We start from the raw sequence: 18,216 nt of genomic DNA, 5'->3' as shown, positions 1-18,216 counted from the left end.
CGGGAGTTGTGACGCTTGAATCCGGAGAAAACTCTGGATTCAAGCGTCAGAAGTCTCGATTCAACGGACGGAGGCGCCCTCGACCACACCGAGGGGCTCGGCCGCGATGTCGGTGCGGCGCTGCAGGCCGTCGAAGGTGATCAGGTCGGCGGCGGCGTACGCCCGCGACCGGGCGTCGTCGACGTCGTAGCCGCGCGCCCGTACGGCGACCACGCGGCCGCCTGCGGTGACGAGCGAGTCCCCCGACAGGGCCGTGCCGGCGTGGACCACGTCGACGTCGTGGACGCCGTTCGCCGCGCCCACCCCGCGGATGACGTCCCCCTTCGAGGAGGACTCCGGGTAGCCGGCCGAGGCCAGGACCACCGTCACGGCGGCTCCGTCACCGAAGACCGGCGCCGGCACGTCGACCAGCCTTCCCTCGGCCGCCGCCGCCAGCAGCACGCCGAGCGGCGACTCGAGCACGGCCAGCACCGGCTGGATGTCGGGGTCGCCGAAGCGGACGTTGAACTCGATGACGCGAGGACCGGCCTCCGTCAGCGCGAGGCCGACGTACAGGCACCCGACGAACGGCGTCCCGCGGTCGGCCATCTCGGCGAGCGTCGGGCGCACGACCTGCTCGAGCGTCACCTCGGCCAGGTCGGGCTGCGCCCAGGTGAGCGGCGTGTAGGAGCCCATGCCGCCGGTGTTGGGGCCACGGCCGCCGTCGTAGATCCGCTTGAAGTCCTGCGCCGGCTGGAGCGCGTACGCCGTGGTGCCGTCGCAGATCGCGAAGACCGAGACCTCGGGTCCGTCGAGGAACTCCTCGATGACGACGCGGCCACACGCCACCGCGTGCGCAATTGCTTCGTCGCGGTCGCGGGTCACGACCACGCCCTTGCCCGCGGCGAGGGCGTCGTCCTTCACGACGTACGGCGCACCGAAGGCGTCGAGCGCGGCCTCCACCTCGGCGGTGGTGGTGCAGGTGCGCGAGCCGGCGGTCGGCACGCCGGCGGCGGCCATGACCTCCTTGGAGAACGCCTTCGAGCCCTCGAGCTGCGCGGCCGCCCGCGACGGGCCGAAGACCGCGACGCCGCGCTCGCGCACCGCGTCCGCCACGCCCGCGACCAGCGGTGCCTCGGGACCGACGACGACCAGGTCGACGACCAGCGCGACGGCCAGGTCGGCGACGGAGGCCCCGGACATCGGGTCGACGTCGTGCAGGGTGGCGACCTCCGCGATGCCGGGGTTGCCGGGTGCGGCGTGCACCTCGGTGACCGCGGGGTCGAGGGACAGCGCGAGCGCCAGCGCGTGCTCGCGGCCGCCGGTGCCGATGACGAGGACCTTCATCAGATCAGCTGGTGGCGCACCACGGTCGCGGCGCGCGACGGGCCGACGCCGACCGCGGAGATCCGGGCGCCGGACATCGCCTCGACCGCCTCGACGTACCGCTGGGCGTTGACCGGCAGGTCCTCGAACGTGCGGGCCTCGGAGATGTCCTCCCACCAGCCGTCGAGGTACTCGTAGATCGGCTGCGCGTGGTGGAAGTCGGTCTGGTTGACGGGCATCTCGTCGTGGCGGACGCCGTCGACGTCGTACGCCACGCAGACCGGCACCCTCTCCAGGCCGGTGAGCACGTCGAGCTTGGTGAGCACGAAGTCGGTGACCCCGTTGACGCGGGCCGCGTAGCGCGCGATCACCGCGTCGTACCAGCCGCAGCGACGCGGGCGGCCCGTGGTGGTGCCGTACTCCGCGCCGATCTTGCGCAGGTGCTCGCCGAACTCGTCCTCGAGCTCGGTCGGGAAGGGGCCCTCGCCGACGCGGGTCGTGTAGGCCTTCACGATCCCGATCACCTGGTTGAGCCGCATCGGCGGGATGCCGGAGCCCGTGCAGGCGCCGCCGGAGGTGGCGGACGACGACGTGACGAACGGGTAGGTGCCGTGGTCGACGTCGAGCAGCGTGGCCTGGCCGGCCTCGAGCAGCACGGTCTCGCCACGGTCGAGCGCCTGGTTGAGCAGCAGCCCGGTGTCGCACACCATCGGCCGCAGCCGCTCGGCGTACGCGAGCAGCTCCTCGACGGTCTGCTCGACGGTGGCCGCACGTCGGTTGTAGATCTTGGTGAGGATCTGGTTCTTGAGGTCGAGGACGCCCTCGACCTTCTGGGTCAGGATCTTCTCGTCGAAGATGTCCTGGACCCGGATGCCGATCCGGTTCATCTTGTCGGCGTACGTCGGGCCGATGCCGCGCCCGGTGGTGCCGATCCGGCGGCTGCCGAGGAACCGCTCGGTGATCTTGTCGATCGTGCGGTTGTAGTCGGCGATCACGTGCGCGTTGGCGCTCACCTTGAGCAGGCTGACGTCCACGCCACGCGCGACCAGCGCGTCGAGCTCCTCGAAGAGCACGGCCAGGTCGACGACCACACCGTTGCCGATCACCGGCGTGACGCCGGGGCTCAGGATGCCGCTGGGCAGCAGGTGCAGCGCGTACTTCTCGCTGGACCCGTCCGGCTGGCCGATGACGACGGTGTGCCCGGCGTTGTTGCCGCCGTTGAACTTCACGACGTAGTCGACCTTGCTACCGAGGAGGTCGGTCGCCTTGCCCTTCCCCTCGTCGCCCCACTGGGCTCCGATGATGGCGATCGCGGGCATGATCCTCCTCAGAAAACGAAGCAGCTCCGGCACAAGTGCACCGGAGCTCTTGCGGCCACACGCTACCAAAGGGTGATCACCTCGCCGGAGTCGTCGGGTTAGGGTCCGCCTCGTGGATCCACTCCTCGTCATCACCAACTCCGAGGCGGGCACGTCGGACGAGGAGCGTCTCGACGCGGCCCTCGCCGTGCTCCGGGCGCAGGCCTCGGTCGAGGTGGCCGCCACGTCCAACCCGGGCGAGCTGGACGGCGTCCTGCACCGCGCCGGGTCGCGCCGCATCGTCGTCGCCGGCGGCGACGGGAGCCTGCACGCGGTGATCGCCGCGCTCTACCGGCGCCGCGAGCTCAAGGACGCCGTGCTCGGACTGCTGCCGATGGGCACCGGCAACGACTTCGCCCGCGGCGTCGGGGTGCCGCTCGAGATCGAGGACGCCGCCGCGCTGGTGCTCGACGGACAGCCGCGCTCGATGGACCTGGTCGTCGACGAGGTGGGCGAGATCGTCGTCAACAGCGTGCACGTGGGCGCCGGCGCCAACGCGAGCCGGCGCGGACACCGGTGGAAGGAGCGGCTGGGGTCGGTCGGCGTCGGCAAGGTCAACCTCGGCAAGATCGGCTACCCGATCGGCGCCGCCCTCACCGCGTGGAACCCGCCGATCATCCGGGTCCGGATCGAGGTCGACGGCGAGGTCGTGGTCGACCTCGACGAGCCGATCCTGATGGCAGCGGTGGGCAACGGACCGTCCGTCGGCGGCGGCGCCCGGCTGACGCCGGAGGCCGACGCCCGCGACGGCCGCTTCGACGTGATGGTGTCCCGCTCGACCGGGCCGGTCGCCCGGCTCATGTACGCCGCGCACCTCGGGGCCGCGACCCACCACGAGCGGGACGACGTCACCTACCTGCGCGGGACCACGGTGTCGGTCTCCGGAGGGCCGTTCTGGTGCAGCGCCGACGGCGAGATCTACGGACCCGAGCGGCAGCGCACCTGGCGGTTGGAGCCGTCGGCGTACTCGATGCTGCTGCCCTGACCTGACGCCGGCCTACAGCCAGCCGCGGCGCCCTGCCTCGACGCCCGCCTGGAAGCGGGAGTCGGCACCGAGCTCGGTCATCAGGGCCGAGACCCGGCGCCGGACGGTGCGCAGGCTGATGCCGAGCTTGCGCGCGATCTGCTCGTCGTGGGCGCCGGCGGCGAGCTGCTCGAGGAGGAACTGGCGCAGGTCCAGGCGCGGCTCCGCGGCGTCGAGGGCCGGTACGGCGGCCCGACCCCACAGCTCCTCGAACCACGAGCCCATCGCCTGGACGAGCCCTCGCTGCTGGACCACGGCCAGCGGCAGGTCTGCAAGCCCGAGCGGCTCCGGCACGACGGCGTGGGTGTCGCCGATCACGAGCAGCCGGGTCGGCAGCTCGGGCAGCACCCGGATCTCCTCGCCGGCGCCGAGGCGGGCGGCGAGCACCTCGGGGGCGTCGTGGAGCGCGCGGACCGGGTAGATCGCCCGGGACCTGCGGCCCTGCGCGACGACCTCGGCGACCAGCTCGATCATCCGGTCCTCCCGCGGTCCGCGCCACTGGTCGGGCCGCAACCAGGCGAGGTCGCCGGTGGTGCCGAGCAGGGTGGCGCGCACCCGGGCGAGGACGTCGCCGCCCACCCACAGCTCCCCCTCGACCGGCTGGCTGTCACCGGCGCGTCCGGTCACCGAGAGCCGCTGCTCGGCGGCGAGGAGCTCGATGGCCCGCCCGACGCCCTCGAGCAGCGCCTGGGTGCGGCCCGCGACCACGGCCTGGCCCTCGACGACGCCGCGCAGCAGCTCGACCGGGGTCGCCACCTCGAGGACGGTGCCCCGGACCCGGACCGCACCGATCTCGACGAGCGGCGCCAGGTCGTCGAGGAGCTCCTCCGGTGAGCGGAGCAGGGCGGCGGCGACCCGGGCGACCTGGCGCCCCGACTGGGGGCGCAGCCGCTGGTAGGCCGCCTCGAGCGCGGCGGGATGGCCGAGCACGGTGAGCACGTCGCCGGACAGGACCATGGTGGCATCTTAGTGCCAGAGGCCACTTCGCTCGGTCTGGCACGGAACGGTCAATGTCATGATCCGGCGACGCGTGGACGGGCCGCGAGGGCTCTCGGGGCGTGACCAGCCGCGCACGACCCACATCGGGGGATGCGGTCGTGCTCGGGGGACGTCCGCGTCGTGAGGTGCCGGGGCCGCCACTGGGCGGTGGCCCCGGCACCAGCCACGTGCGGGGACCACGTGCGCGGCCGGTAGCGTTTGCGACATGCCCGACTCCCCGCCCCACGACTGGGTCACCCGCGCGGCCGACGACGCGATCCGGCACGCGCAGCAGCAGTACGGCGAGGACCTCGGCGACCACGTGATCACCTGCGCCTCCGGCGCGAGTCCGTCCGGTCCCGTCCACCTCGGCAACCTGCGCGAGTTCCTGACCGTCCACTTCGTGGCCGAGGAGATCAAGCGGCGCGGCCTCGCGGCCCGCCACCTGCACAGCTGGGACGACTACGACCGCTTCCGCAAGGTGCCGGCCGGGGTCGACCCCTCCTGGTCCGAGCACATCGGCCGACCGCTCTCCGCCGTACCGGACCCGTGGGGCTGCCACGACTCCTGGGCCGAGCACTACAAGGAGCCGCTGGTCGCCTCCCTGCGTGAGCTGGGCGTCGAGATGGTCGAGGTCTCCCAGACCGAGATGTACCGCGCGGGCACCTACCGCGAACAGATCCTCACCGCCGTACGCCGCCGCGACGAGATCGAGCAGGTCATGTCGCGCTACCGCACGAAGGCGGCGACCGCCGCCCCGGAGAGCGAGCAGGAGGCCGCGGCGATGGCCGACTCGGTGGCCAACGACGACGAGAACGGTCTGACCGGGCAGGGCGCGACCGACGACCTCGCCCGCTTCCCCTTCAAGCCCTACTGCCGCGACTGCGGCCGCGACACGACGATCATCACGGCGTACGACGAGGACACCACCGACCTCTCCTACACCTGCACCGCGTGCTCCTACGACGGCGTCACCAACCTGACGACCGAGAGCGAGGGCAAGCTGGTCTGGAAGGTCGACTGGCCGATGCGCTGGCACTTCGAGGGCGTCGACTTCGAGCCCGGCGGCGTGGACCACGCGAGCCCCGGCTCGTCGTACACCGTCGGCAAGGAGCTCGTGAAGATCTACGGCGGCCGGGCGCCGTCGTTCGTCGGCTACTCGTTCGTGGGCGCCGGTGGCCAGGTGAAGATGTCGTCCTCGCGCGGCGGCGTGCCGACCGCGGCCGAGGCCCTCAAGATCCTCGAGGCCCCGATCCTGCGCTGGCTCTACGTGCGGCGTGCGCCCAAGCAGGCCTTCAACGTGGACTTCGGCGCGGAGGTCGTGCGGCTGTACGACGAGTGGGACGCGCTCGGCAAGAAGGCCGCCAACCCCGACAAGCGCGACGCGCAGGTGCTCGCCTTCGAGCGCGCGTCGTCGACCACGTCCGCCGGGCGGCTGCCGACGCCGGAGGTCGTGGTGCCGTTCAAGTTGCTCTCGTCGGTGGCGGACGTGACCGCCGGCAGCGCCGAGCTGATCAGCCGCATCGTCGGCGACGTCGGCCACGAGCACGCGTCGGTCGCCCAGCTCGAGCCCCGCCTCGGCAAGGCGATGACCTGGATGTCGGACTTCGTGCCGGTCGAGGACCGCACGACGGTCCGCGAGACGCCCGACGCCGCCCGGTTGGCCGCGCTCAACGAGGACGAGGAGCTGTGGCTGCGTCAGCTGCTCGACCGGCTGCCCGACCACCTCGACCTCGAGGGCACGACGACGCTGATCTACGGCGTGCCCAAGCTGGCCCGCGGGCTCGGCCTCGAGGACGCCCCCACCGACCAGGTGAAGCAGGACCAGAAGGACTTCTTCCGCCTGCTCTACAACCTGCTCGTCGACGCCGACCGCGGCCCCCGGCTGCCCACGTTGTTCCTGGCGCTGGGTGCCGACACCGTGCGCCGGCTGCTGACCCCGCCGGCGTAGTCGCTGCGGCGTGTCTGCGGGTTTCACCGGCTGACCGCCAAAACCTGCGCGACACGCCGACCCACCACGGCGTGTCGTGCGGGTCTCGGCTGACAGGCCTGCGGGTTTCGGCGGCTGGCCGGTGAAACCCGCACGGCGCGCCGACGCACCGCGGCGCGTTTCACGTCACCCCGCCACGAACGCAGCCGGCAGCCCGAGCAGCGCCACGAGCAGGGTCGCGCCGCCGGCGAGGACGAGCACGGGGGCGCCGGTACGCCGGAGCGCGGCGACCTCCAGCCCGCAGCCGAGCGCGAACATCGCCATCGCCAGAGCGCCCGCCTGCACCCACCCGGCCAGGTCCAGCACCACATCCGGCAGCGGCAGGAGCGTCCGCGACGCGGCGCACGCCACGAAGGCCAGGACGAAGCCCGGGACGAGCGGCGGCCGCACCGCCGCCGTACGACGGCTCCGGAGGGAGAGCACCGCCAGCACCGGCGCCAGCATCAGCACCCGGCCGAGCTTGACCGCGACGGCGACCTGGAGCGCCGCTCCCCCGACCAGGCCGCCGGCCACCACGACCTGGCCGACCTCGTGGATCGATGCCCCCGACCACGCTCCCGCCGCGACCGGGTCGAAGCCCAGCGCCACCGCGCCGAGCGGCAGCGCCAGCATCACGACGCTGCCGAAGACGACCACCAGCGAGACCACCGCGGCGACGTCCTCGTCCTTGGACTCCCGCACCCCCTCCACGGCGGCGACCGCGGCCGCGCCGCAGATCGAGAAGCCGCAGGCGACGAGCAGCGAGCGCTCCGGGGGTACGCCGAGCAGCCGGCCGAGCGCCAGCGTCCCGGCGATGCCGAGCAGGACGACCGCGGCGATCACGACGAGCAGCGGCCAGCCCAGCGCCACGATCTCGGGCAGCAGGAGCTGGAGCCCGAGCAGCGCGACGCCGACGCGGAGCACCTGTCGCGACGCGACCCGCAGTCCCGGGCGCGCCGACGGTGCGAGCCGGCCGGAGCCCGCGACGACGATGCCGAGCACGATCGCGACCAGGGTCGGGCTGAGCACCGGCACCAGCGCGTGCACGCCGAGGGCGGCGAGCCCGCCGGCGGCGGCGAGGAGGAGACCGGTGCGGAGCATGCCTCCACCCTCGGACGACGCGGCGCGCGCCGGTAGCCGTCGATCGGGTCGGGACTCATATCATCAACGCATGAGCGCCCGACCAGATGTCACCGCCCTCGACCTGCTCGTCCGGGTGGCGGAGTCCGGATCGCTCGGCGCGGCCGCCCGCGAGGTCGGGATCGCCCAGCCCAACGCGAGCCGTGCCCTGAGCCGGCTGGAGCGCCAGCTCGGCCTCACCCTCCTGGTCCGCACGCCCGCCGGGTCGCGGCTCACCACCGAGGGCGAGGTGGTCGTCGCCTGGGCGCGCGAGGCGATCACCGCGATCGACCGGGTGAGCATCGGCGCCCGGTCGCTGGCCGAGCAGCGGGCGGCGCACCTCGCGGTGGCCGCGAGCCTGACCGTGGCCGAGTACCTCGCCCCGCAGTGGCTGGCCCGCTTCCGCCGTACCCACCCCGACCTCCACGTCAGCCTCGAGGTCGGCAACTCGCTCGACGTGGTCGACCGGGTCCAGCGCGGCGAGGTCGCGCTGGGCTTCGTCGAGTCGCCGACGGTGCCCCGGTCGGTGGCGTCGACGACCGTCGCGCGGGACGCACTCGTGGTGGTCGTCGGCCCGGACCACGCCTGGGCGCGACGGCGTACGCCGCTGGACGCGACCGACCTGGTCGCCGGCGACCTGGTGCTCCGCGAGGCCGGGTCGGGCACGCGGGAGACCCTGGTCCGCGCGCTCGGGCGGGCCGGCCTCGAGCTCGGGCCGTCGCGCCTCGAGCTCGCCAGCACCTCAGCGGTGAAGGTCGCCGCCGCGACGGGTGAGGCGGCCGCCGTGCTCAGCGAGCTCGCCGTCGCCGGTGAGGTCGCGACCGGCCAGCTGGTGGTCGTGCCGGTCGACGGGCTCGACCTGTCCCGCGTGCTGCGGGCGGTGTGGCTGCCCGCGCGCCGGCCGAGCGGGCCGGCGGCGGACCTGGTGCGCCTGGCGCGGAGCTAGGTCAGGCGTCGTCGCCGAGCAGCTCGGTGAAGCCGCTCGGGCTGGAGTCGCGCAGGAACTCCGAGCACCGCTCCCACTCCGCGTCCTCGCCGATCGCGCGCGCCGCCAGGGCGAGCAGCGCCAGGCAGGTCAGGAAGCCCCGGTTGGGCTCGTGCTCCCACGGCACCGGACCGTGGCCCTTCCAGCCGTTGCGGCGCAGCATGTCGAGGCTGCGGTGGTAGCCCACGCGCGCGTAGGCGTAGATCGTCACCGGGTCGTCCTCGGCGTCCGCGGCCAGGGTCGCGAGCGTGGCCCAGGCGACGGGCGAGTCGGGGTGCCGGCGCACGACGTCCATCGCGTCCGCGCCGGGCACCAGCTCGGCGGCCGCCGGGTCCTCGGGGAGCAGGGTGGGCGGGGGGCCGGCCATCAGGTCGTTGCCACTGAACGAAGTCATGGAAGCAATTGTCCATGGTCGGGTGTTAGGTGTTTCCGTGACCACTACGAGCCCCTCCGCTGCGACCGATCTGGTCGGCGGCAAGAAGCCCTGGCCCGCGCTCTTCGCGCTCGTGCTCGGCTTCTTCATGATCCTGGTCGACCTGACCATCGTGACCGTGGCGACGCCCACGATCATCGAAGACCTCGATGCGTCGGTCAACGACGTGGTGTGGGTGACCAGTGCCTACACCCTCGCCTACGCCGTGCCGATCCTGATCACCGGTCGCCTCGGCGACCGGTTCGGGTCCAAGCGGCTCTATCTCGCCGGCCTGACCGTGTTCACGCTCGCCTCGCTGTGGTGCGGGCTCACCAGCACCGTCGGCGCCCTGATCCTGGCGCGCGTGGTCCAGGGCCTCGGCGCGTCGCTGATGACGCCGCAGACGATGGCGATCATCACCCGCATCTTCCCGGCCCAGACCCGCGGCAAGGCGATGGCCGTGTGGGGTGCCACCGCAGGCATCGCCATGGTGGTCGGGCCGATCCTGGGCGGCGTCCTCACCGACGGTCTCGGCTGGGAGTGGATCTTCTTCGTGAACGTGCCGATCGGCATCGTCGGCTTCGTGCTGGCCTGGCGCCTGGTGCCGAGCCTGTCGACCCACGAGCACGTCTTCGACTGGCTGGGCGTCGCGCTCTCCGGCGTCGGTCTCTTCCTGCTCGCCTTCGGCATCCAGGAGGGCCACCAGCAGGACTGGGCGGGCTGGATCATCGCGATGATCGTCGCTGGCGTCGCACTGCTGGTCGTCTTCGTCCTGTGGCAGCGGGCCAACAAACGCGAGCCGTTGGTCCCACTCAGCCTCTTCAGTGACCGCAACTTCGCCGTGTCCACGGTCGCCATCAGCGTGATGGGCTTCGTCGCCGCGTCGTTCGGCTACCCGCTGATGCTGTGGGCCCAGGCAGTGCGCGGGTTCGACCCCACGCACGCGGCGCTCCTGCTCTTCCCGATGGCGGTGATGTCGATCCTCCTGGCCAAGACCGTCGGCGACCTGACCGACCGGGTGCACCCGCGGATCATCCTCGGCTTCGGGTTCGCGATCAGCATGCTCGGCATGCTGCTCCTCACCTGGCGGCTCACGCCCGACGCGCCGATCTGGGAGATCTGCGTCTTCCAGGTGCTGGTCGGCATCGGCAACGCCTTCATCTGGGCACCCACGGGTGCCACCGCGACCCGCAACCTCCCGATGCAGCTGGCCGGCGCCGGCTCAGGTGTCTACAACGCCACCCGCCAGGTCGGCGCGGTGATCGGGTCGGCAGCGATCGCGGTGCTGATGGACAGCATGCTGGCGCACTACCTGCCCGGCGCGTCCGCGCAGGGCGACGCGGGTGCCGCCCAGATCGCCGACCCGACGGCGGCCGATCTCTTCTCCCAAGCGATGCAGCACGCGCTGCTGCTGCCCGCGCTCGTCTACGCCGTCGGGCTGGTCGCGGTCATGTTCTACGAGCGGCCGAAGCACTTCGCGCCGGCGGCACAGCCGGTTGCCGCCGTCACCGAGTAGGACCCTGGGACGTCGTACGGGCGGAGCAGGCGCCTGCTCCGCCCGGATGACGTCCGCTGAGGACTAGCCGATCGACGCGCCCGCCGATCGCAGGTTCTGGCACGCCTCGACGACGCGGGCGGCCATGCCGGCCTCGCCAGCCTTGCCCCACGCGCGCGGGTCGTACTGCTTCTTGTTGCCGACCTCGCCGTCGACCTTGAGGACCCCGTCGTAGTTCTGGAACATGTGCGCGGCCACCGGCCGGGTGAAGGCGTACTGGGTGTCGGTGTCGACGTTCATCTTCACCACGCCGTAGTCGACGGCGGCGGCGATCTCCTCGGGCGCCGAGCCCGAGCCGCCGTGGAAGACCAGGTGGAAGGGCTTGGAGCCGGCGTCGAGACCGAACTCGGCCACGACCGCCTCCTGGGCCTCCTTGAGCACCTCGGGCCGCAGCTTCACGCCACCCGGCTTGTAGACGCCGTGCACGTTGCCGAAGGTCAGCGCGGTCATGTAGTAGCCGCGGTCGCCGTAGCCGAGCGCCTTGGCCGTCGCGATCGCGTCGGCGGGCGTCGAGTAGAGCTTGTCGTTGATGGCGTTCTCGACGCCGTCCTCCTCGCCGCCGACGACGCCGACCTCGATCTCGAGGATCACCTTCGCCTTGATGCAGCGGTCGAGCAGCTCCTCGGCGATCACCAGGTTCTCGTCGAGCGGCACGGCCGAGCCGTCCCACATGTGCGACTGGAAGAGCGGTGCCTCGCCGCGCGACACCCGCTCCTCGGAGATCGCCAGCAGCGGCCGGACGAACCCGTCGAGCTTGTCCTTGGGGCAGTGGTCGGTGTGCAGCGCGATGTTGACCGGGTAGTTCTTCGCGACCTCGGCGGCGTACGCCGCGAAGGCGACCGAGCCGGCGACCATGTCCTTGACGGTCGGCCCGGACAGGTACTCGGCGCCGCCGGTCGAGACCTGGATGATGCCGTCGGAGCCGGCGTCGGCGAAGCCCTGGAGCGCGGCGTTCAGGGTCTGCGAGGAGGACACGTTGATCGCCGGGAAGGCGAACGCGTTCGCCTTGGCGGTGTCCAGCATCTCGGCGTACTTCTCAGGGGTGACGATGGGCATCTGGCTGCGCTCCTCGGACGGACGTCGTTTCTCTCCCTCCGACCCTAGTGGCTACCCGCCGGTCGCCCGACGGGCAGTTCACCTGACGTGACAACCAATCCGGCGCGGACGGCGTATCCATCACATGGACACCGACATCAGGGACCGGCTCGAGCGCTCGTTCGGCGACGGTCCTGCCCACCCGCCGCTCGAGGAGCAGCTCGCCGCCGGATCGCGGGCACTGAGGCGCCGCCGCGGAACGGCGGCCGCGGCTGCCTGCGCCGTCGTCGTCGCACTCGGGGCGTCGTACGCCGTCGCCACCTCGGGCTCCTCGCCCGGCACGGGCAGCCAGATCGCCCACGAGCCGACCCCGTCGCCGTCGTCGGCCGCCCCCGCCTCCGGGCCGACCTGGGAGGACGACACCCCGATCCGCTACCTCGACGGCGAGCTGCAGATCCGGGCCGGCGTGGTCGTGCACGAGCGGCTGCGCAATCCCTTCGGCAACGCGCCGCCGAAGCTGTCCGATGCCCTCGACCTCACCTACCAGGGCCAGCGGATGTGGGTCCTCGCAGAACGGAAGGCGACGGGCTTCGGCTACACGTCCGCGGTGCCGAGCAACGGCTGGGCGAGCTTCGCCGACTGGGTCGCCTCGCAGACGGGCGACGCGGCTCCCGGCGAGGACGGCTGGCCCGAGACCGTGCGCCTGGATGCCGGCGGACAGGTCGTCGCCGCCCGGGGCGCCGACATCGTGCAGCGCACCGACCACCCGCGGCTCGGCGCCAACTTCGCGGCGCCGGGCACCCCGACGGGAGCCGCCGTGGTGACGGTCGGCGGCGACGACCGGTCCTTCTTCGTGGTCTGGCGGGTGGTCGACGGCCAGCTCGACGTGATCACCACCCCGCCGCGCGACGTGGTCGGGGCGAGCTTCGACGAGCTCCTCAACCACGCCCGCTTGCAGTACGCCGCGGAAGAGGGGCTGCGATGAGCCGTGCATCTCGGGACGAGGGATTCGTGGAGTTCGTCCAGGCCCGGCGCACCCACCTGCGCCGGATCGCGTACGCCGTGTGCGGCGACTGGCACCGCGCCGACGACCTGACCCAGACCGCGCTCACGAAGCTGTACGTCGCGTGGCCACGGGTCAACCGGGACGGGCGGGAGGAGGCCTACGTCCGCACGATCATCGTCCGGGCCGACGTCGACGAGCACCGGCGCCCGTGGCGGCGGGAGTCGGCCGGCCTCCCCGACGTCGAGCGGCCGGGCCGCGAGGAGCTCCCCGTCGAGGACCGTTCGGCGCTGTTCGACGCGCTCCAGGAGCTGCCGCCGATGCAGCGCAAGGTCGTGGTGCTGCGGCACTGGCTGGGACTCTCGGTGGCCGAGACCGCGCAGGAGCTGCGGATCAGCCAGGGCACGGTGAAGTCCCACAGCCACCGCGGTCTCGAGTCGCTCCGCGGCGCGCTGAGCGAGGAGCACCACTAGTTCTCGAATTTCGCCGCGCGGGTCGCGGGACGGCCTCTACGTTGAGCGCCGCACCATCGACCACGATCTCGGGAGAGACCATGACCCGCGTCCCTGCGGCAGCCCTGCGCCGCGCCGCCACCCTCGCCGCCGGCTTCCTCCTCGTCGCCGGGCTGGCCCACGTGCCGGCGGACGCCGACGACACCACCCCCGACGCCCTGGCCGGTGCGCCCGCCGTCGGCTCCTGCTACGACCTCACGCTCAAGGACGGCTTCGAGCACAGCGTCCCGAAGGAGCCCATCGACTGCGCCGCCGACCACACGACGGTCGTCATCGAGGTGGGCACGCTCACGACAGGTCTGACCTGGAGCTCCTCCGAGAAGGCGATCGGGAAGGACGTCGGCGCCCAGTGCGGCGCGGCGTTCTCGGCCAAGGTCGGGTCGAAGCCCGCGCAGCTCATGTACTCGCAGTACACGTGGTTCTGGTTCGAGCCGACGGACGCGGAGAAGGCCGCCGGTGCGCGCTGGTTCAGCTGCCACCTCGCCGCCGTGGAGGACCGGGCACTCGGTGACCTCCCGGACGTGCTCCCGCGGGCCGGCCGCAACCTCCCCGACGCGCTCGCTCGGTGCTTCGTGGGCCGGAAGTACGTGCAGACGACCTGCGCGGACCGGCACGACTGGCGGCTGGAGTTCGCGGTGGTCGTGCACCAGAAGCCGACCCCGAAGAACATCGACAGGGCGGACCACCGGATCTGCCCACACCACGTCTCCACCCGCACCTGGCTCCGGTCAGCCGTGCCGCTCGACCGACGCTCCTTCGTCCTCGGCTGCTCGTCCAAGACACATCACTAGCCCCGCCAGGCGGCGTCGCCGGACAGGTCGGCGTGCTGGCGGACCCAGGAGTGCAGGGCGATCGCGGCGGCCGAGGAGGCGTTGATCGACCGGGTCGAGCCGAACTGGGCGATCGAGAAGGTCGCGTCGCAGGACTCCCGGGCACCGTCGGAGAGCCCGGGGCCCTCCTGACCGAAGAGGAAGCAGACCTGTCGCGGGAGCGCGGTGGTCTCCAGGTGCAGCGAGCCGGGGAGGTTGTCGACGCCGTACAGGACGACACCCTGCTCGTGGAGGTACGCCGCGAGCTCCGCGACGTCGGCGTGGTGCCGGACGTGCTGGTAGCGGTCGGTGACCATCGCACCGCGTCGGTTCCACCGCCGCTTGCCCACGATGTGCACCTCGGCGGCCAGGAACGCGTTGGCGGAGCGCACGATCGTGCCGATGTTGAAGTCGTGCTGCCAGTTCTCGATCGCCACGTGGAAGTCGTGCCGCCGCGTGTCGAGGTCGGCGACGATCGCCGCCACGGTCCAGTACCGGTAGCGGTCGACGACGTTGCGCCGGTCCCCCTCGGCGAGCAGCTGCGCGTCGTACTGCGCACCCTCCGGCCAGGGCCCCTCCCAGGGGCCGACCCCGACCTCGGGGGGACCGTGCGGCATCGGGTCGTACGGCGCGCGGTCGTCCATCTGGGAAACGTTAGGGGATCGATCCCACGGCATTCGGACTCGGCAGGTACCGTTTGTACGTGACCGCGCTCCTCGCGTCCCCCCACCTGAACCCGATGCTGTTCGGGATCAAGTGGATGGACCCCGACTGGCTCCTCTCCGAGTTCGGTTCGAGCCTGATCTGGCTGAGCCTGGTCATCGTCTTCATCGAGTGCGGGCTGTTCTTCCCGTTCCTGCCCGGCGACACGCTGCTCTTCGCGCTGGGGCTCTTCATCGCCGGCGGCCAGATCCACGTGCTCGGGATCGGCACCCCGTTCGTCGAGCTCGTCGTCGCGGTCGTCCTGCTGACGACCGCCGCCCTGCTCGGCAACATCGTCGGCTACGAGATAGGCCGGGCGATCGGGCCGCCGCTCTACAACCGCGACGGCCGGATCCTCAAGCGCAAGTACTTCGACGACACGTCGGCGTTCTTCGAGAAGCACGGCAGCAAGGCGCTCGTGATCGGGCGCTTCGTGCCCTTCGTGCGGACCTACATCACCGTCGTCGCCGGCGTCACGCGCATGGACCGCCGCAAGTTCTTCTCCTGGAGCCTGGTCGGCGCCGCACTCTGGGTCGTCTCGATCACCCTGCTCGGCTACTTCCTCGGCAACGTGCCCCGGGTGGGTCCGTTCCTCTCCGAGAACATCGACTACGCGATCTTCGTGATCCTGCTCTTCACGGTCATCCCGATCGGCTTCGAGGCGATCAAGCGGCGCCGGCACCACCACGCCGAGCGCGACGCGGCGCGGCACACCGACAACGTCACCGTGCCCGACCTGCCCGAGGAGTCACCCGCGGGCTAGGTCCAGCTGTGCCTTGGTGAGCACCGGGCGCACCTCGAGACCGACGTCCGCGAGCGGGTTCTCCCCCGCCGGGCTCCGGTCGATCGCGCAGACGACGACCTCCACGATCGCGCCCGCCTCGCGCAGCGCGTTCGTCGCGTCCCGTACGGCGCCACCGGTGGTGATGACGTCCTCGACCAGCGTGACGCGGCGACCGGCCACGTCGGGGCCCTCGGCGAGCTTGCAGGTGCCGTACTCCTTGGCCTTCTTGCGCACGAAGAGCGCGGGCCGGCCGGTCAGGCTGCTGACCATCGTGGCGATCGGCACGCCGCCGAGCTCGAGGCCGCCGAGCAGGTCGGTGTCGTCGGGGAGCAGGCGGACCATCTCGCGCGCGACCCGCAGCAGCAGCTGGGGGTCGGCCTCGAACAGGTACTTGTCGAAGTACTCCGTCGCCTGCTGGCCCGAGCGGAGCGTGAACTCCCCGGTCAGTCGGCAGATGGCGTCGATGTCGGCTGCGAGCGTCTCGTCCACGGACGCAACACTATCGACGTTAGGTTGGGCGGCATGCTCGCGCACCGCCTGGACGGGATCCCGCCTACGATCTTCTCGGAGATGTCCGCGCTCGCCGTACGCACGCAGTCGGTCAACCTCGGCCAGGGGTTCCCGGACGCCGACGGACCGCCGGAGGTGATCGCCCGCGCCGTGCGCGCCCTGGAGGGCGGGCTCAACCAGTACGCGCCGGGCACCGGCACGCCGGCGCTGCGCCAGGCGATCGCCCGGCACCAGCTGCGCCACTACGGGATCGATCTCGACCCCGACACGCAGGTGGTCGTCACGACCGGCTGCACGGAGGCGATCGCCGCCGCCCTGCTCGGGCTGGTGGACCCCGGCGACGAGGTCGTGGTGCTCGAACCCTACTACGACTCCTACACGGCGATGATCCAGATGGCCGGCGGCGTACGCCGTCCGGTGACGCTGCGGGCGCCCACCTTCCGGCTGGACGTCAACGAGCTCCGCGCCGCCGTGACCCCGCGCAGCCGCTTCCTGCTCCTCAACTCGCCGCACAACCCGACCGGCACGGTGCTGACCCGCGAGGAGCTCCAGGCCGTCGCCGACATCGCGGTCGAGCACGACCTGGTCGTGATCACCGACGAGGTCTACGAGCACCTCGTGTACGACGGCCGCGAGCACGTGCCGATCGCGACCCTGCCGGGGATGTTCGAGCGGACCCTGTCCCTGTCGAGCGCCGGGAAGTCCTACTCGTTCACCGGGTGGAAGGTCGGCTGGGCGACCGGACCGGCCGAGCTCGTCGGCGCCGTGCTGGCCGCGAAGCAGTGGCTGACCTTCACCTCCGGGTCACCCCTGCAGCCGGCCGTGGCCTTCGCCCTCGACGAGGAGCCGGACTTCCCCACCACCCTGGCCGCCGATCTCCAGGTCCGCCGCGACCTGCTGTGCGGGGGCCTCGCCGAGGTCGGCCTCGACGTGCTCGTGCCGGAGGGCACGTACTTCGCCACCACCGACATCTCGGCGCTGGGATGGACGGACGGGCTCGCCTTCTGCCGCGCCCTCCCCGAGCGGGCCGGGGTCGTCGCCATCCCCACCCAGGGCTTCTACGACTCCGACGCCGGCCAGCAGCTCGTCCGGTGGGCCTTCTGCAAGGACTCCGCGGTCATCGAGGAGGGGCTCACGCGCCTGGCGAAGGCGGACCTGTCGGCGTAGCCGGGCGGGCGAACCACGGGCGGGTGTCGGAGCGCAGCAGCAGGGCGATGCAGCAGACGCTGGCGAGGAGCGGGAGGAGCAGCACGATCGCGCCCATCGCGGCACCGATCAGGCAGAGCGCGGCGGTGGTGGACGCAGAGACCACCAGGACGATCCGGGCCCAGTCGACCCTGCGGAAGACCAGCACCGCCAGGCCCGCCGCCGAGAGGCACCAGACCACGAGGCCGGCCACCATCACGTAGGTCAGCCCCATCAGCAGGTCGTCGGAGATCCCCTGCTGCGCCAGCTCGGGGTTCTCCCGGTGCAGCTCGTCGAGCATCAGGTCCGGCGAGACCGCCAGGGCGATCGCGCTGGCCACCAGCGCCACCGTCACCACGACGGTGCACACCCAGGTGAGCACGCAGGCCCAGAGCACCGCCGGCGGCCGTGCGGCGGCGGGGGCCGGCGCGACCGGAGCCGCCGGGGCCACCGGGGCGGCCGGCGGCGCGAAGGGGCTGGCTGGAGGGGCGACCGGTGCCACGACGGGCGCTGTGGCCCGCGCCGTACGACGCTCGGGCGGCGGCGTGCCGTCGAACCACGACCGGGCCGGCTGGAGCCAGAGGATCGCGGCCGAGGCGGCCACGACCGAGGTGATGAAGCCGCCGGTGACCATCCCGGCCAGGAACAGCGGCACCGCCAGCACCGTGACGGCCGCGCGGGCGCTGCGGCTGCGGCGCAGCACCTGGAAGCCCAGGATGCCTGCGGCCGTGGCGCAGCCCGCCGTCACCATCCCGAGGGTGCGGATCGCGGTGACGGCGGCGTCGGCGCTCACCCCCAGGTCGGAGCCCGGAGGCGTCGAGACGAAGTCGTTGATCGCGTCCTGGGTCTCCAGCGAGTGCAGCCCCGACAGCCGGTCCACGACGAGCAGGACCGCGAAGGCGGAGCCGACCATGATCAGCCACCCCGCCATGGTCACCTGGCGGGGTCGCTCCGGGGTCGGCTCGCTCACA

General features: G+C 72.3%; 18 protein-coding genes. 9 read left to right on the top strand and 9 right to left on the bottom strand.

All coding sequences use genetic code 11. The features are described 5' to 3' along the window. Nucleotides 1-60 precede the first annotated feature (60 nt). Nucleotides 61-1,326, bottom strand: a complete 1,266-nt coding sequence (gene purD / locus ASC77_RS18645; RefSeq protein ID WP_056156366.1) for a phosphoribosylamine--glycine ligase — start codon at nt 1,324-1,326, stop codon at nt 61-63. Continuing rightward, the gene (locus ASC77_RS18640) at nt 1,326-2,624 is read right to left on the bottom strand and encodes an adenylosuccinate synthase (protein ID WP_056156364.1); all 1,299 of its coding nucleotides are present in this window, start codon (nt 2,622-2,624) and stop codon (nt 1,326-1,328) included. Before ASC77_RS18640 ends, purD begins: the two co-directional genes overlap by 1 nt. Nucleotides 2,625-2,736: 112 nt before the next feature. Between ASC77_RS18640 and ASC77_RS18635 the strand changes: the two genes are divergently transcribed. Continuing rightward, nucleotides 2,737-3,648: a diacylglycerol/lipid kinase family protein gene (locus tag ASC77_RS18635; protein ID WP_056156363.1), complete on the top strand. Its 912-nt coding sequence runs from the start codon at nt 2,737-2,739 to the stop codon at nt 3,646-3,648. A gap of 12 nt (nt 3,649-3,660) precedes the next feature. On the opposite strand, the gene ASC77_RS18630 is transcribed toward ASC77_RS18635, so the two are convergent. Next, nucleotides 3,661-4,644 (bottom strand): helix-turn-helix transcriptional regulator, encoded by a 984-nt coding sequence (locus ASC77_RS18630; protein ID WP_056156361.1) that lies wholly within the window; start codon nt 4,642-4,644, stop codon nt 3,661-3,663. Between the two features lie 247 nt (nt 4,645-4,891). On the opposite strand from ASC77_RS18630, the gene lysS reads away from it, so the two are divergent. Then, nucleotides 4,892-6,616, top strand: coding sequence for a lysine--tRNA ligase (lysS, locus tag ASC77_RS18625; protein ID WP_056156359.1), 1,725 nt, complete (start codon nt 4,892-4,894; stop codon nt 6,614-6,616). A gap of 165 nt (nt 6,617-6,781) precedes the next feature. On the opposite strand, the gene ASC77_RS18620 is transcribed toward lysS, so the two are convergent. Next, nucleotides 6,782-7,735: a YeiH family protein gene (locus ASC77_RS18620; protein WP_056156357.1), complete on the bottom strand. Its 954-nt coding sequence runs from the start codon at nt 7,733-7,735 to the stop codon at nt 6,782-6,784. 70 nt (nt 7,736-7,805) lie between these two features. Between ASC77_RS18620 and ASC77_RS18615 the strand changes: the two genes are divergently transcribed. Beyond that, nucleotides 7,806-8,699, top strand: a complete 894-nt coding sequence (locus tag ASC77_RS18615; RefSeq protein WP_056156356.1) for a LysR family transcriptional regulator — start codon at nt 7,806-7,808, stop codon at nt 8,697-8,699. A gap of 1 nt (nt 8,700) precedes the next feature. On the opposite strand, the gene ASC77_RS18610 is transcribed toward ASC77_RS18615, so the two are convergent. Then, on the bottom strand, nt 8,701-9,132 hold the full coding sequence (locus ASC77_RS18610; RefSeq protein ID WP_056156354.1) for a DUF3151 domain-containing protein: 432 nt from the start codon (nt 9,130-9,132) through the stop codon (nt 8,701-8,703). Between the two features lie 37 nt (nt 9,133-9,169). Between ASC77_RS18610 and ASC77_RS18605 the strand changes: the two genes are divergently transcribed. Next, nucleotides 9,170-10,666 (top strand): DHA2 family efflux MFS transporter permease subunit, encoded by a 1,497-nt coding sequence (locus ASC77_RS18605; protein WP_235547793.1) that lies wholly within the window; start codon nt 9,170-9,172, stop codon nt 10,664-10,666. Between the two features lie 63 nt (nt 10,667-10,729). Here ASC77_RS18605 and fbaA read toward each other — a convergent pair whose 3' ends face one another. Continuing rightward, nucleotides 10,730-11,761 carry a class II fructose-bisphosphate aldolase gene (fbaA, locus tag ASC77_RS18600; protein ID WP_056156350.1) on the bottom strand — a complete coding sequence of 344 codons (1,032 nt, stop codon included), beginning with the start codon at nt 11,759-11,761 and terminating at the stop codon, nt 10,730-10,732. A gap of 124 nt (nt 11,762-11,885) precedes the next feature. On the opposite strand from fbaA, the gene ASC77_RS18595 reads away from it, so the two are divergent. The 3 genes from ASC77_RS18595 (at nt 11,886) to ASC77_RS18585 (ending at nt 14,046) form a co-directional block, all read left to right on the top strand. Next, nucleotides 11,886-12,725, top strand: a complete 840-nt coding sequence (locus ASC77_RS18595; RefSeq protein ID WP_056156348.1) for a hypothetical protein — start codon at nt 11,886-11,888, stop codon at nt 12,723-12,725. Further along, nucleotides 12,722-13,216: a SigE family RNA polymerase sigma factor gene (locus ASC77_RS18590; RefSeq protein ID WP_056156346.1), complete on the top strand. Its 495-nt coding sequence runs from the start codon at nt 12,722-12,724 to the stop codon at nt 13,214-13,216. The genes ASC77_RS18595 and ASC77_RS18590 overlap by 4 nt, the downstream gene beginning before the upstream one ends. Nucleotides 13,217-13,296: 80 nt before the next feature. Beyond that, complete coding sequence (locus tag ASC77_RS18585) at nt 13,297-14,046, top strand: hypothetical protein (protein WP_056156344.1); 750 nt, start codon at nt 13,297-13,299, stop codon at nt 14,044-14,046. Here ASC77_RS18585 and ASC77_RS18580 read toward each other — a convergent pair. After that, nucleotides 14,043-14,708: a TrmH family RNA methyltransferase gene (locus ASC77_RS18580; RefSeq protein WP_056156343.1), complete on the bottom strand. Its 666-nt coding sequence runs from the start codon at nt 14,706-14,708 to the stop codon at nt 14,043-14,045. The genes ASC77_RS18585 and ASC77_RS18580 overlap by 4 nt on opposite strands. A 59-nt stretch (nt 14,709-14,767) precedes the next feature. Here ASC77_RS18580 and ASC77_RS18575 point away from each other — a divergent pair, with 59 nt between their 5' ends. After that, a complete protein-coding gene (locus ASC77_RS18575; RefSeq protein WP_235547790.1) occupies nt 14,768-15,529 on the top strand; it encodes a DedA family protein in 762 nt (253 codons plus the stop codon). On the opposite strand, the gene pyrE is transcribed toward ASC77_RS18575, so the two are convergent. Further along, nucleotides 15,515-16,039, bottom strand: a complete 525-nt coding sequence (gene pyrE, locus ASC77_RS18570; protein ID WP_200945024.1) for an orotate phosphoribosyltransferase — start codon at nt 16,037-16,039, stop codon at nt 15,515-15,517. The two genes, ASC77_RS18575 and pyrE, sit on opposite strands and share 15 nt — an antisense overlap. A 33-nt stretch (nt 16,040-16,072) precedes the next feature. Between pyrE and ASC77_RS18565 the strand changes: the two genes are divergently transcribed. After that, the gene (locus ASC77_RS18565) at nt 16,073-17,227 is read left to right on the top strand and encodes a pyridoxal phosphate-dependent aminotransferase (protein ID WP_056156340.1); all 1,155 of its coding nucleotides are present in this window, start codon (nt 16,073-16,075) and stop codon (nt 17,225-17,227) included. Here ASC77_RS18565 and ASC77_RS26775 read toward each other — a convergent pair. Continuing rightward, complete coding sequence (locus ASC77_RS26775; RefSeq protein WP_056156337.1) at nt 17,193-18,215, bottom strand: hypothetical protein; 1,023 nt, start codon at nt 18,213-18,215, stop codon at nt 17,193-17,195. The two genes, ASC77_RS18565 and ASC77_RS26775, sit on opposite strands and share 35 nt — an antisense overlap. Nucleotide 18,216 lies beyond the last annotated feature (1 nt).

The organism is Nocardioides sp. Root1257 (assembly GCF_001425175.1).
Classification (GTDB): domain Bacteria; phylum Actinomycetota; class Actinomycetes; order Propionibacteriales; family Nocardioidaceae; genus Nocardioides.
The sequence above is the reverse complement of the archived record's forward strand: the minus strand, read 5'-3'. Positions and strand labels throughout refer to the sequence as shown.

Bases quoted from the DNA above. Each gene is read 5' to 3' on its own strand.
- purD (WP_056156366.1), bottom strand. From the start codon at position 1,326: ATGAAGGTCCTCGTCATCGGCACCGGCGGCCGCGAGCACGCGCTGGCG.
- ASC77_RS18640 (WP_056156364.1), bottom strand. From the start codon at position 2,624: ATGCCCGCGATCGCCATCATCGGAGCCCAGTGGGGCGACGAGGGGAAG.
- ASC77_RS18630 (WP_056156361.1), bottom strand. From the start codon at position 4,644: ATGGTCCTGTCCGGCGACGTGCTCACCGTGCTCGGCCATCCCGCCGCG.
- lysS (WP_056156359.1), top strand. From the start codon at position 4,892: ATGCCCGACTCCCCGCCCCACGACTGGGTCACCCGCGCGGCCGACGAC.
- ASC77_RS18620 (WP_056156357.1), bottom strand. From the start codon at position 7,735: ATGCTCCGCACCGGTCTCCTCCTCGCCGCCGCCGGCGGGCTCGCCGCC.
- ASC77_RS18615 (WP_056156356.1), top strand. From the start codon at position 7,806: ATGAGCGCCCGACCAGATGTCACCGCCCTCGACCTGCTCGTCCGGGTG.
- ASC77_RS18610 (WP_056156354.1), bottom strand. From the start codon at position 9,132: ATGACTTCGTTCAGTGGCAACGACCTGATGGCCGGCCCCCCGCCCACC.
- fbaA (WP_056156350.1), bottom strand. From the start codon at position 11,761: ATGCCCATCGTCACCCCTGAGAAGTACGCCGAGATGCTGGACACCGCC.
- ASC77_RS18595 (WP_056156348.1), top strand. From the start codon at position 11,886: ATGGACACCGACATCAGGGACCGGCTCGAGCGCTCGTTCGGCGACGGT.
- ASC77_RS18590 (WP_056156346.1), top strand. From the start codon at position 12,722: ATGAGCCGTGCATCTCGGGACGAGGGATTCGTGGAGTTCGTCCAGGCC.
- ASC77_RS18585 (WP_056156344.1), top strand. From the start codon at position 13,297: ATGACCCGCGTCCCTGCGGCAGCCCTGCGCCGCGCCGCCACCCTCGCC.
- ASC77_RS18580 (WP_056156343.1), bottom strand. From the start codon at position 14,708: ATGGACGACCGCGCGCCGTACGACCCGATGCCGCACGGTCCCCCCGAG.
- ASC77_RS18565 (WP_056156340.1), top strand. From the start codon at position 16,073: ATGCTCGCGCACCGCCTGGACGGGATCCCGCCTACGATCTTCTCGGAG.